11 protein-coding genes are annotated in these 12963 nt (G+C 68.8%); 6 read left to right on the top strand and 5 right to left on the bottom strand.

All coding sequences use genetic code 11. The annotated features are described in order from the left end of the window. Positions 1–33 precede the first annotated feature (33 nt). A complete protein-coding gene (locus L687_RS30975; RefSeq protein ID WP_021199688.1) occupies positions 34–1482 on the top strand; it encodes an NAD(P)H-quinone dehydrogenase in 1449 nt (482 codons plus the stop codon). Positions 1483–1547: 65 nt separating this feature from the next. Here the strand turns inward: L687_RS30975 and L687_RS30970 are convergent, their stop codons facing one another. Together L687_RS30970 and L687_RS30965 are read right to left on the bottom strand one after the other, a co-directional pair. Continuing rightward, positions 1548–3314: an acetyl/propionyl/methylcrotonyl-CoA carboxylase subunit alpha gene (locus tag L687_RS30970; RefSeq protein WP_021199687.1), complete on the bottom strand. Its 1767-nt coding sequence runs from the start codon at positions 3312–3314 to the stop codon at positions 1548–1550. A 78-nt stretch (positions 3315–3392) separates the two neighbouring features. Continuing rightward, positions 3393–4031 carry a Maf family protein gene (locus tag L687_RS30965; protein ID WP_031207282.1) on the bottom strand — a complete coding sequence of 213 codons (639 nt, stop codon included), beginning with the start codon at positions 4029–4031 and terminating at the stop codon, positions 3393–3395. Between the two features lie 23 nt (positions 4032–4054). Here L687_RS30965 and L687_RS30960 point away from each other — a divergent pair, with 23 nt between their 5' ends. From L687_RS30960 to L687_RS30940, 5 genes are all read left to right on the top strand, one after another. Then, positions 4055–5299, top strand: coding sequence for a class I SAM-dependent RNA methyltransferase (locus tag L687_RS30960; protein ID WP_021199685.1), 1245 nt, complete (start codon positions 4055–4057; stop codon positions 5297–5299). Between the two features lie 41 nt (positions 5300–5340). Continuing rightward, on the top strand, positions 5341–6000 hold the full coding sequence (locus tag L687_RS30955; protein ID WP_021199684.1) for a response regulator transcription factor: 660 nt from the start codon (positions 5341–5343) through the stop codon (positions 5998–6000). Then, positions 5990–7225 carry an ATP-binding protein gene (locus L687_RS30950; protein WP_021199683.1) on the top strand — a complete coding sequence of 412 codons (1236 nt, stop codon included), beginning with the start codon at positions 5990–5992 and terminating at the stop codon, positions 7223–7225. The genes L687_RS30955 and L687_RS30950 overlap by 11 nt, the downstream gene beginning before the upstream one ends. Continuing rightward, positions 7222–8214 carry a hypothetical protein gene (locus L687_RS30945; protein ID WP_231479847.1) on the top strand — a complete coding sequence of 331 codons (993 nt, stop codon included), beginning with the start codon at positions 7222–7224 and terminating at the stop codon, positions 8212–8214. The genes L687_RS30950 and L687_RS30945 overlap by 4 nt, the downstream gene beginning before the upstream one ends. A gap of 353 nt (positions 8215–8567) precedes the next feature. Continuing rightward, the gene (locus tag L687_RS30940; protein WP_021199681.1) at positions 8568–9767 is read left to right on the top strand and encodes an ROK family transcriptional regulator; all 1200 of its coding nucleotides are present in this window, start codon (positions 8568–8570) and stop codon (positions 9765–9767) included. 341 nt (positions 9768–10108) lie between these two features. Here L687_RS30940 and L687_RS30935 read toward each other — a convergent pair whose 3' ends face one another. The 3 genes from L687_RS30935 to L687_RS30925 form a co-directional block, all read right to left on the bottom strand. Next, a complete protein-coding gene (locus L687_RS30935) occupies positions 10109–10303 on the bottom strand; it encodes an acyl-CoA carboxylase subunit epsilon (protein WP_036331215.1) in 195 nt (64 codons plus the stop codon). A 47-nt stretch (positions 10304–10350) separates the two neighbouring features. Next, positions 10351–11940 carry an acyl-CoA carboxylase subunit beta gene (locus L687_RS30930; RefSeq protein ID WP_373695048.1) on the bottom strand — a complete coding sequence of 530 codons (1590 nt, stop codon included), beginning with the start codon at positions 11938–11940 and terminating at the stop codon, positions 10351–10353. Between the two features lie 81 nt (positions 11941–12021). Then, positions 12022–12960: a hypothetical protein gene (locus tag L687_RS30925; protein WP_021199678.1), complete on the bottom strand. Its 939-nt coding sequence runs from the start codon at positions 12958–12960 to the stop codon at positions 12022–12024. Positions 12961–12963 lie beyond the last annotated feature (3 nt).

The raw sequence follows: 12963 nt of genomic DNA, 5'->3' as shown, positions 1-12963 counted from the left end.
AGGTGCAGGCTCGGGTGCCAGGATTGCGCGAGAATGGATTCCATGTCTTCCACCACTTTCGAGCGCACTCAGCGCGTCGCCGTCCTCGGCGGCGGTCCCGGCGGCTACGAGGCGGCCCTCGCGGCAGCCCAGTTGGGGGCCGAGGTCACCCTGGTCGAGCGCGTGGGAGTCGGCGGATCCGCCGTCCTCACCGACGTCGTGCCCTCGAAGAGCCTGATCGCCACCGCCGATGCGGCCGTCGCCATCTCCGAGGCGAGCGACCTCGGGGTCAACTTCTACGCCAAGGGCGACCACTCGCGACCCCTCAAGCCCGAGATCGCGATCAACCTCGCCGCCGTGAACAAGCGGCTCCTCGCGCTGGCGGGTCAGCAGTCCGAGGACATGCGTGCGACGCTCCTCGAAGCCGGCGTACGCATCCTCTCCGGTCACGGTCGCCTCGAGGGACCCACCGCGATCATCGTGTCGACGGGCCAGGGCGGGACCGACTTCGATCGGGTCGAGGCCGACACGATCATCGTGGCGGTCGGTGCCTCTCCGCGCGAGCTGGACTCGGCCAAGCCCGACGGCAAGCGCATCCTGACGTGGACGCAGCTGTACGACATGAAGGCGCTCCCCGAGCACCTCATCGTGGTCGGTTCCGGTGTCACCGGTGCGGAGTTCGCCTCCGCCTACATGAACCTCGGTGCCAAGGTGACCTTGATCTCCAGCCGCGAGCAGGTGCTCCCGGGCGAGGACAAGGATGCGGCGAGCGTTCTGGAGAAGGTCTTCAAGCGCGGGGGCATGCAGGTGCTCTCCAAGTCCCGTGCCGACCGCGTCGAGGTCACGGATGACGGGGTCACGGTCACCCTGTCGGACGGGCGCACGGTCGATGGCAGCCACTGCCTGATGGCGGTCGGTTCCATCCCGAACACCGCAGGCATCGGTCTAGAGGAGGCGGGTGTCGAGCTCGACGAGTCGGGACACGTGCGGGTGAACCGGGTCGCGCGCACCTCGGTCCCCAACGTGTACGCGGTCGGCGACTGCACGAACTTCTTCCCGCTGGCCTCAGTGGCCTCGATGCAGGGGCGCACGGCCGTCTTCCACGCCCTCGGCGACATCGTCATCCCGCTCGAACAGATCAAGATCACCTCGAACATCTTCACCGCGCCCGAGATCGCCACGGTCGGCTACGGCGAGAAGGATGTCGAGGACGGTGTGGCCGACGGCCTGGTCTACAAGCTCCCGCTCGCGGCGAACCCGCGCGCGAAGATGATGGGCATCAAGGACGGCTTCGTCAAGCTCATCGCGCGCAAGGGATCGGGCACCGTGATCGGCGGCGTGATCGTGGCGCCGAAGGCATCGGAGCTGATCTACCCGATCGCGGTCGCCGTCGAACGCCGTCTCACGGTCGACCAGGTCTCGCGGGTCTTCGCGGCATACCCCTCGCTCTCCAGCAGCATCACCGATGCGAGCAGGGCGATGCATCTCGTGAACATCTCCTGATCCCGGGAGAGATGCGGAAAGGGCGCCCCACCTCGGTGGGGCGCCCTTTCCGCTGATGCCGGGTGTCAGCTGATCGTGAGCAGCTGGTGTCCTGCGGAGACCGTGGCGCCGGCATCCGCGTTGATGTTGCCGACCACGCCGTCCTTGTGCGCCTGCAGCGGCTGCTCCATCTTCATGGCTTCGAGCACGACCACCAGGTCGCCCTTGACGACCTGCTGTCCGTCGGCGACGGCGATCTTGACGACGGTCGCCTGCATGGGCGACTTCACCGCGTCGCCGGAGGCCCCGGCGTTGGCGGTGGTGGCGTGGCTGCGGCGCGACGGCGGAACCGCTGCCGGGCGTCCGGCGGTACCGGCGGCGACGGCCACGCGGTCGGGGAGGCTCACCTCGAGGCGCTTGCCGGAGACCTCGACGACCACGGTGTGACGTGCTTCGGCGGAGGTCGGTGCTTCGAGCTCCCCGTCCCACGCGGGGATGTCGTTGACGAACTCGGTCTCGATCCAGCGGGTGAAGATCCCGAACTCGCCGTCCTCCGCCGTGAACGCGGGATCGCGCACGACCTTGCGGTGGAACGGGATGACGGTGGGGAGACCGGCGACCTCGAACTCATCGAGTGCGCGGCGCGAGCGCTCCAGCGCTTCCGCCCTGTCCTTGCCTGTCACGATGATCTTCGCGAGCAGGGAGTCGAAGGCGCCGGACACCGAGTCGCCGGCGGTGACGCCGGAGTCGAGACGGATGCCGGGGCCTCCGAAGGTCTTGAAGACGTGGATCGGGCCGGGCTGGGGCAGGAATCCGCGACCGGGGTCCTCGCCGTTGATGCGGAACTCGATCGAGTGCCCCTGGGGCTTCGGGTCGTCGTAGTCGATGGTGCCGCCGGCCGCGATGCGGAACTGCTCGCGCACCAGATCGATACCGGTGACCTCTTCGGAGACGGGGTGCTCGACCTGCAGGCGCGTGTTCACCTCGAGGAATGAGACCGTGCCGTCGGCGCCGATGAGGAACTCGCAGGTGCCGGCACCGACGTATCCGACCTCCTTCAGGATGGCCTTCGATGCCGAGTAGAGCAGCTCGTTCTGCTCCTCCGTGAGGAACGGGGCCGGTGCCTCTTCGACGAGCTTCTGGTGGCGGCGCTGCAGCGAGCAGTCGCGCGTCGAGATGACGACGACGTTTCCTGCGGCATCGGCCAGACACTGGGTCTCGACGTGACGCGGCTTGTCGAGGTACTTCTCGACGAAGCACTCGCCGCGTCCGAAGGCGGCGACGGCCTCGCGGGTGGCGGATTCGAAGAGCTCGGCGACCTCGTCGAGCTCGCGGGCGACCTTGAGGCCGCGTCCGCCGCCGCCGTACGCGGCCTTGATGGCGATCGGGAGGCCGAACTCCTTCGCGAAGGCGATGACCTCATCGGCGCCTTCGACGGGGCCGGGGGTGCCGGGAGCGAGAGGCGCGCCGACCTTCTCAGCGACGTGACGCGCGGTCACCTTGTCGCCGAGAGCCTCGATGGCCTCCGGAGACGGGCCGATCCAGGTCATCCCCGCCTCGATGATGGCGCGTGCGAACTCGGCGTTCTCGGCGAGGAACCCGTAGCCGGGGTGCACGGCGTCGGCACCGGCGCGGCGGGCGATGGAGAGGATCTTCTCGATCTGGAGGTAGGTCTCCGCGCTGGTCGAGCCGCCGAGAGCGTAGGCCTCGTCGGCGAGGCGGGTGTGCAGGGCATCCCGGTCCTGGTCGGCGTAGACGGCGACCGAGGCGATCCCGGAGTCGCGGGCGGCGCGGATGATGCGGACGGCGATCTCGCCGCGGTTGGCGATGAGCACCTTGGCGATAGCAGGCATGCTTGCCAGCCTAGCGAGAACGACCCCGATCCCTTTGACGACTCCCCACAAGAAAGTCGGGAAAACGTGGAGGGGAGTCTACGACCAGAGGTCGGTCCAACGGACACCGAGCTCGGTGGCGAGACGGCGGACGGTCGACAGGGACATGCCGACGACCGTCGAAGGATCGCCGTCCACACGGGTGATGAATGCCCCGCCCAGGCTGTCGACGGTGAAGGCTCCCGCCACGAGGAGCGGCTCTCCGGAGGCGACGTACGCGGCGATCTCGGCGTCGCTCACGTCGTCGGCGAACGTCACGGCGGCCGCGGCGACCGCGGTGGCCTCTTTGGGTTCGGCGTCGGGGGAGACCCGGAACACCGAGTGCCCGGAATGCAGGATGCCGGTCTCGCCGCGCATCTCCTGCCAGCGCCTGGTCGCCTCCTCGGCGGTGTACGGCTTGCCGTAGACCCGCCCGCCGAGCGCGAACATCGAATCCCCGCCGATCACCAGGCCGTCGAAGGTCCCGTCCGCAGCGAGGCTCCGTGCGACGGCGGCCGCCTTCGCGCGGGCGAGCAGAAGCACCAGTTCCTCGGGCGCGAGGGGGGCGCCCCTCTTCTCCTCCTCGGCGGCAGCGACCGCATCCTCATCGACGTCGGGCGACACCGTGAGCGGTTCGATTCCCGCCTGCCGGAGCAGCATGAGGCGGGCGGGCGAGGTGGAGGCGAGGCAGACGCGCATGTCCACCACCGTATCCTCGAAGAATGACTTCCTCCCCAGCCGACGTGCTCGAACTCGACATCACCGGCATCGCGCACGGGGGCACGTTCATCGCCCGCCACGAGGGACGCGTGGTCTTCGTCTCCGACGCGATCCCCGGAGAGCGGGTCCGGGCCCGGGTGATCGCCCCGCAGGAGGGGGCGGACGCCTCGACCCGCAGCTTCTGGCGGGCCGAGACCATCGAGGTGCTGGAGGCGTCGGAGCACCGTCGCCCGCACGTGTGGGCGGAAGCCGACGTGTCGCGGGACCCGGCCGACCGCCCCGGTGGCGCCGACCTCGGCCATATCGACATCGACCACCAGCGTGAGCTCAAGCAGCGCGTGCTGACCGAGGCGCTGGAGCGTTTCGCAGGCAGCGGTCTGGTCGCCCCCGAGATCGAGTCGGTGGAATCGGGCGACGGTCTCGGATGGCGCACACGCGTCACCCTGCATGTCGACGACACGGGAGTCGCCGGTCCGTTCGCCGCACGCAGCCACCGCGTCGTCCCCGTGACCTCGCATCCGCTGGCCAGGCCCGCGATCGCCGAAGCGGCGCTCGCGCTGCAGGGCGAGGCCCCCGGCCGCATCGAACTCGTCGAGCCCGCCGACGGCACGGTGCGCGTCATCCGACGTGAGGAGACCGAGCGCGCCCCCCGCGTGCAGCGTGGGTTCCGCAAGCGTCCCACTCCCGAGGTGATCCACGAGATGGTCAACGACCGTCGATTCGAGGTCGACGCCACGGGCTTCTGGCAGGTGCACCCGCGTGCGGCCTCCGTGCTCGACGCCGCGGTCTACGGAATCCTCGACGGACATGTCGACGACCAGAAGACGCACTACGACCTGTATGGAGGGGTCGGACTGTTCGCCGCGACGCTCGCCGATCTCGGCGGGACCGACATCGTGACGGTCGAGTCCAGTGCACGCGCCACTGCGCACGCCGCCGCGAATCTCGCGCCGCTCGAAGTGAACGCCGTGACGGCGCGCGTCGATCGCTTCCTGGCGACGCAGAAGAGCGGGCGCACGGGCGCCGTCGTGCTCGACCCGCCCCGCGCCGGTGCCGGTCGGCAGGTCGTCGAAGCGGTGCACGCACTCGCGCCGGAGGCCATCGCGTACGTCGCGTGCGACCCCGTGGCACTCGCCCGGGATCTCGGCACCTTCCGCACCCTCGGTTGGAACGTCGACCGACTTCGGGGCTTCGATCTGTTCCCGCACTCGCACCACTTCGAAGTCGTCGCGCTGCTCACACGATGAGCGATCCGCGGCTTCTCGGGGGGACTCAGTAGGCTGAGGGGATGAGCACGGTCGCACTCATCGACGATCACGAGTCCGTTCGCCTCGGCCTCGAGGCCGCGTGCGCGCGTGATTCGCAGACCGTGGTCTTCTCCGGGAGCACGGTGGTCTCCTACCTCGAATGGCGCAAAGCCACCGCGGCCGCACCTGCCGAGGTGGTCGTCCTCGACCTCACCCTCGGCGACGGCACGACCGTGACCGAGAACGTGACCTCGCTGGTCAACGACGGCGCGAGCGTCGTGATCCACAGCGTCGCCGATCGGCCGGCAGCCGTGCGCGAGGCGCTCGCCGCCGGGGCCGCCGGCGTGGTGAGCAAGTCCTCCGCCCTCGACGACGTGCTCGACGCGATCCGCACGGTGGCGCAAGGCGAGGCTCTCAACAACGTCGAATGGGCGAGCGCGGTCGAGGGAGACCGGGCGTTCGCCGATGCGCAGCTCGCCACGCGCGAACGCGAGGTGCTCCGTCTGTATGCGACGGGGCTGCCGTTGAAGGCCGTCGCCGAGAAGCTGGGTGTCGCCTACTCCACGGCCAAGGAGAACATCACCCGCATCCGCGTGAAGTACGTCGAGGTCGGGCGTCCGGCGCCGACGAAGGTCGATCTGCTGCGCCGGGCGATGGAAGACGGGATCGTCACGGCTGACGAGGCACCCGGTGGCCGCTGAGCCGCTCAGCATCCGCGACGCGTGGAGCAAGATCCCCTCTCCGGGGAGCACGGAGACGGCGTACGAGCGCTTCACCGGCACACGCATGGAGCGGATCCTCGCGATCGTCGTCGCGATCGGCTCGGCGGTTCTCGGCGCGCAGGCGCTGATCTCTGCGATGGCGTCGCTCTCGCACGCGGATCCTGCGCACGTCGTCACCCTGATCGTGGTGTTCGTGCCGTTGGCTGCGATGCTGGTCGCTTGTCTGGTGGGCCGGGGGGTGCGCACCTTCTCCGGTATCTTCGCCGTGGTCTACGTCCTCGCGCTCGCCGCCTGGCCGACGATCGTCGACCCGTCGGACAAGGGCGCCGGCGAGCAGCCCTGGATCTTCTTCCTGGTCAATGTCGGCGTGGTCGCGGCGATGCTCGCGTTCCCGTTGCCGCTCCAGTTCGCCTGGGCGGCGGGGATGCCGTTCGTCTACGGCTACGTGCGGCTCGTCCAGGGGGAGTTCTCGCGCGAGTTCTGGGTGACGACGGCGTTCGACGTGTCGTTCACCCTCATCCTCGGGGTCGTCATCATCTCCCTGGGCTGGATGTTCCGTTCCGTCGCCGCCGGCGTGGACGAGGCCAGGGGACAGGCGGTGGCGTCGTACTCGACAGCGGCTGCGGCGGCCGCCGCGGAGGAGGAGCGGGCGACGATGTCCGCACTGATGCATGACAGCGTCCTCGCCGCGCTGATCGCCGCGGAGCGGGCTGAGGGGGAGCGTGCCGAAGAGCTCGCCGTCGCCATGGCCCGGGAGGCACTCACTCGCCTCGCCAATACCGAAGCGGCCGTCGCGCAGGAGGGCAGTGACGAGCCGGTCGGCACGGCGCAGATCGTCGTGGAGCTGCGTAGAGCCCTGTCCGAGCTCGGCGCTGATGCGATCGTCGAGGAGCGCGGCGGCATCGGCCTCATACCCGGGCGGGCCGCTCGCGCACTCGTGCTCGCCGCGCGGCAGGCGATCGGCAACGCCGTGTCCCACGCCAACGGTCGTGGACTCCACATCATCGTCGAGGGGCACGGCGACGAGGGGATCGGCGTGACGGTTTCGGACACCGGCGGCGGCTTCGACGTGGCGTCGATCGGTGCCGACCGTCTCGGGATCCGGGCGTCGATCTTCGCACGTATGGCGGGCGTCGCCGGCACGGCCGACATCGTCTCCGACGCGCACGGCACGACCGTGACGCTGGGATGGGAGCGCGCGTGAACCGCACCGTGCGCAGCGTCGCCACCTCTCTCGCCGTCGGCTTCGCCCTGTACTTCGTCGCACGGGGGATCTGGTGGATCGAGCAGCCGACCGCTCCGCTGCTCATGGTCCTCGCCATCGGCCTGTATCTCGTGGTCGTGAACATCGCCATCCTCGGCGACGGCTCCTCGGTGCGGATGCCGACGTGGTCGGCGGTCCTCGCGCTGCTCGCGAGCATGGCGATTCCCGTGCTCGTGACCTTCTCGCTCGAGCCGGCGGATCGTACCGCCCCGTTCGCGACCTGGTACATCGGGGCGCTCGGACTGCTCGCGGTCGTGTGTGTGGTGCGTCGGCGGTCTCTGATCGGCTGGCTCGTGTTGGCGGTGCTCGTCCTGGCCGCGTCGGTGGCTCTGGGGTTCGTCGTGGCCCTCAACCTGGGGCTGGTCGGCTCGATCATGTGGGTGGCCGTCGCTCGACTCCTCGTGATGTTCTGGGATCGTGCGGTGCGCGACACCGAGCGCCTCGCCGAGATCCAGCAGGCGGTGTCCGCGTGGCATGCCACGCAGCGGGTGCGTCAGCGCGAGAGGCGTCTGCGCACGCAGTTCGCTCTGGCTGTCGCCGGTCCGGTGCTCAGCAGAGTGGTCGCGGCGCGAGGTGTGTTGAACGATCAGGAACGTCTGGACGCGCGGCTCGCCGAGGGCAGGCTGCGCGACGAACTGCGCGGCGCCGACCTCCTCAACGACGCGGTACGCAACGCGATCGAAGCTGCCCGACGGCGTGGAGTGGTCGTGACCGTCTTCGATGAGGGCGGGTTCGACGGCATAGACGAGTCCCGTCGCAAGGCGATCAGGGACGAACTGGCGGTCGTGCTGAGTCATGCACAGACATCTCGGCTCATCATCCGCTCGGGGCGGGACCCGCGTGTCGCCGTGACGGTGGTGGGCCGCGCGGGCACCCGCTCCTCGGGTGATGACGACGCGGTCGACCTCTGGCACGAGATTCCGCGCTGACGGAAGAACTTTCGGCAGGACCGGTGAGCGACCTCGGCTCCGTCCTCGGCCCCGGCCTGGGGAGGTGACCGGAGTCGAGGATGTGAGAGTGGGAGAGGGGCGGCGAATCCGCCTGCCCCTCTCCGTGCGGACAGTTACCCGAAAACCATCCGCTGGTGGCCGATCAGCGTCTGTCTACCCTGGGACAGAGAGACCAGCCGAACGCGAAGCGTCCTCTTCAGTCTGAGGGGTTCCGCAAACATTGTCTGTAGGTATTTTGGGGGACAAGATTCGGCATTTCGGGGGACACGATTTTCCCGTCGATGGGGGATCATTGGACGATGGGAACGCGTCGTGGCACCAATCTTCCGCGTATGGGCGACTTCAACCAGTCCGTGATCCTGGAGGCGATCCGCCAATCAGGCGAGGGGTTGAGCAGGATCGAGCTGTCGACCGCGACCCGGCTGTCGGCGCAGACCGTCACCAACATCACTCGGCGACTGCTCGATGACGGCTTCATCCGAGAGGCCGGCCGCACGATCAATGGACCGGGCAAGCCGCGCGTGACCCTGCGGCTCGTCGCCGACAGCCGCTTCGCGGTCGGCGTGCACCTCGATCCCGCCCTGATGACGTTCGTGCTGCTCGACCTGTCCGGCGCCATCGTCAGACGCCGGAGTGTGCGCACGCCGGCCGATGATCCGCTCCGGATCGTGGAGGCCATGGCGGAGACGATCGATGCCCTGATCGCGGAGTCCGGTGTGGATCGTTCGCGGATCGCAGGGGTGGGAGTCGCGGCTCCCGGTCCGCTCGACGCCGAGAAGGGCACGGTCATCGACCCGCCGAAGCTCGCCGGGTGGCATCGTGTGCCGCTGCGCGCGGTGCTGGCGGAGATGACGGCGATGCCGGTGGTGCTCGAGAAGGACACGACGTCGGCCGCGGTCGGAGAGCTGTGGACACGACGCGAGTCGGCCGACGACTCCTTCGTGTTCGTCTACCTGGGGATCGGCATCGGCGCCGCCCTGGCGAGAGACGGCGAGGCGGTCCGCGGGAGCACACGCAACATCGGCGAGGTCGGGCACATCATCGTCGACCCCGACGGGCCCTCATGCTGGTGCGGGTCCCGAGGGTGCGTGGAGGTCGTCTGCACCCCGCAGGCGATCGTCGAACGGGCTGAGCGCGCGGGAGTGTTCGACGACGCCCACCAGGCGTCCGATGCTGCGGCAGTCGATGCGAGATTCAGCCGACTGTGCGAGTACGCAGCGGACGGGAATGCCGCGGCGGTCGAGGTTCTGCGACAGGCAGCGGCACACATCGCGGTGCTGACGGCGGCTCTGACGAACATGCTCGATGTGGATCGGGTCGTGTTCGGAGGCCCTTTCTGGTCACGGCTCGCCGATGTGTACCTCCGAGAGGTTCCCGGCAGGCTCGATCACGCGAGTGCGACCCGCGCGGTGCGCACTCTCCCCGTCGATGGCACCGTCGTCGGGGACGACGTCGGTGCCGTGGGGGCCGCGTGCGTCGTGCTCGATTCCGTTCTCAGCCCTCGCGCCTCCGACCTGTTGCTCGAGAGCTGATCTCCGGACCCTACGCCGTCCGGCAGCGGTCGAGGTCGCGGGTTTGCGACTATAAGTCTATTCGATGTAGTATTTGGCGTTCCCCCAACGATCAGACCAGGGGAATCCACCGTCTCCCCGTGCGCTCGGCACCGTCGCACGTCGAGAAAGCGATTCCGGTCTGAGCCGGGGTGGACGCCCGACCCTTCACGGGAAGGGTGAGGCGGCAACGGGGAACGTCGCCGAGCGGGGCTCTGGGGGTCCTGCGACGATCGTCTGCGTGATTCGTGAAGCGGAGGGTTCTCGGATCACGCAGACGCACTCTTACGTCACCGGAGGCGACGCATGATGCTCCGCAGCTGTCAGCCCGCGAAACGTCCCCACGGGATGTCGCGCCGCAGCGGACGGCGGAGCGGACGCTGTGTCCGCGTCCACGCCGATACAGACGGCTCCTCGGCGACGGCATCCGCCGCCTCGGTCGCGTAGGCCTCGCTGATCACGGCGATGAGGGCGGCGAGTTCTTCTTCCGTAGCCGTCCCGCGCATGATGTCGAGCATCGGCGCCTCCGAACTCGAAGCACCGTGGTCCTGCGTGTCATGCCCGGTCACAGCGGGATGTTCCCGTGCTTCTTCGGGGGCAGCTCGGCACGCTTGCCACGCAGCGCGCGCAGCGCCTTCGCGATCGAGACGCGGGTGTTGGCCGGCTCGATGATCCCGTCGAGCTCGCCGCGCTCTGCCGCGAGGAACGGGGAGGCCACGTTGTAGGTGTACTCGTTCGCGAGTCGGGTGCGGACGGCCGCGACGTCCTCGCCGGCCTCCTCCGCCTTCTTGATCTCGCCCCGATACAGGATGTTGACCGCGCCCTGGCCGCCCATCACCGCGATCTCGGCCGTCGGCCATGCGAGGTTCACGTCGGCGCCGAGCTGCTTCGAGCCCATCACGATGTAGGCACCGCCGTAGGCCTTGCGCAGGATGACGGTGACCAGCGGCACGGTCGCCTCGGCGTATGCATAGAGCAGTTTCGCACCGCGGCGGATGACGCCGGTCCACTCCTGATCGGTGCCGGGGAGGTAGCCGGGGACATCGACGAGCGTGACGATCGAGATCGAGAAGGCATCGCAGAAGCGTACGAAGCGGCTCGCCTTCTCGCCGGCTTCGATGTTTAGCGTGCCGGCCATCTGCGAAGGCTGGTTGGCGATGATGCCGACCGACCGGCCCTCGATGCGTCCGAAGCCGATCACGATGTTGGGCGCGAAGAGCGGCTGGACCTCGAGGAAGTCGCCTTCGTCGACCACGTGCTCGATGACGGTGTGGATGTCGTACGGCTGGTTGGTCGAGTCGGGGACGAGCGTGTTCAGCGCGCGGTCGGCGTCGGTCGTCTCGAACTCGAAGGTGCTCTCGTATGTGGGAAGCTCCGCCATGTTGTTGTCCGGCAGGAAGCTGAGGAGCGTGCGGGCGTAGTCGATCGCGTCGTCCTCGTCTTCGGCGAGATAGTGCGCGACGCCCGATCGGGTGTTGTGCGTGTAGGCGCCGCCGAGCTCTTCCATTCCGACGTCCTCGCCGGTGACCGTCTTGATCACGTCGGGGCCGGTCACGAACATCTGGCTGGTCTTGTCGACCATGATCACGAAGTCGGTGAGGGCGGGGGAGTACACCGCGCCGCCCGCAGCCGGCCCCATGATGATGGAGATCTGCGGGATCACTCCGGACGCGCGGGTGTTCAGGCGGAAGATCTCGCCGTACTTGCCGAGGGCGACGACGCCTTCCTGGATGCGTGCGCCCCCCGAGTCGAGGATCCCGATGCAGGGCATCCCGCCGGCGAGGGCGAACTCCATGATCTTGATGATCTTCTCGCCGGCGACTTCGCCGAGCGAACCGCCGAAGGTGGAGAAGTCCTGCGAGTACACCGCGACCGTGCGGCCGTTGATCGTGCCGACGCCGGTGACGACCGAGTCGCCGTACGGTCGCGAACGATCCATGCCGAAGGCCGTGGTGCGGTGGCGCACATACTCGTCGAACTCGACGAAGCTCCCGGGGTCGACGAGCAGCTCGATGCGCTCGCGGGCGGTCATCTTGCCCTTCGCGTGCTGCTTCTCCTTCGCCTTCGCTTCTGCGTCGACGACGGCTTCTGTATAGCGAGCGCGCAGATCCGCGATCTTGCCGGCGGTGGTAAAGAGGTCGGGCTTGTCCGTCACGGATTCCACCTTATCGTCGGCTCGCCTCCGGCTGTTGGATGCTCGCCACAACGGGTCGCCCGATCCTTTGGCGAAGTGCGCTCAGCGCTCGGGTTCACCGGACTCGAGCTCCGGGTCGGTCTTGGGGCGGCGGCCGATCGAGCGGGCCTTGCGTCCCGCCCACTCCACCCCGCGCACGGTCGTGCCGGCCGCTCCCGCGACCGCGTTGCCCGCGTAGCGGGCACCTCGCAGCATCCGCAGCTCCAGCTTCTCGGCGCCGGGCACGGGTTCCAACTCGAGGGGAAGGTCCATCGGGGCGGCACCGAAGGCCTTGTGGGACGTCGTCAGCACGCGACGGCCGAGGATGTTGTTCCCCGCGCCTCCGATCGCAGCGCCGATGCCGAACGGGAGTGCCTTGCCGATGACCGAAGCGCCGCCCTTCGCCGCGAACTGCTTCACGAACATGCTCTTGAGCTGATCGACGAGGGGGCCGACCGCGGCGCGGGGGAGCGACTTCGTGACGAGCTCGCCCCAGTACGACGATCTGCTTCCTCCGCGCCCGGCCACCTGACCGGCGAGCTGTCCGACGAGGTCGACGCCCTCTTTGCCGAGCATCAGCGTCATCACCAGCGCTCTGGCGCGATCCGGGTTCGCGACCGCGATCCCGTGCACCTCGGCGACCGACTGCGCGAACAGAGCGGTGGACTCCACGAAGCCGACCGTCTCCACGCCGGAGAGCGCGAGCGTGATGCCAGTGCCGATCCCGGGGACGACCGCCGTCGCGCCGACCGCCGCTCCGCCCGTCGTCACGGCTGCGAGGTATCGACGCTCCAGGATGCGGATGATCTCCGCAGGCGATGCCTGCGGATTGCGCAGGCGGATGCTCCGGATGTGCGCCAGGACGAGCGGGCGCTGGATCGACAGCACCCGGTCGAGGCCGCGCACCATCATCGGGTGCTCCGCCGATCCGGCAGGGGGCACGCCCTTGTCCCACGGAGCGTCGTCCGGGAGCGAATGGATCTTGTGCACCTTGGGAGCCATGGT

The organism is Microbacterium maritypicum MF109 (assembly GCF_000455825.1).
In the GTDB taxonomy this organism is placed as follows: Bacteria; Actinomycetota; Actinomycetes; order Actinomycetales; family Microbacteriaceae; genus Microbacterium; species Microbacterium maritypicum_A.
This window is presented reverse-complemented; position numbering and strand designations above follow the sequence as displayed.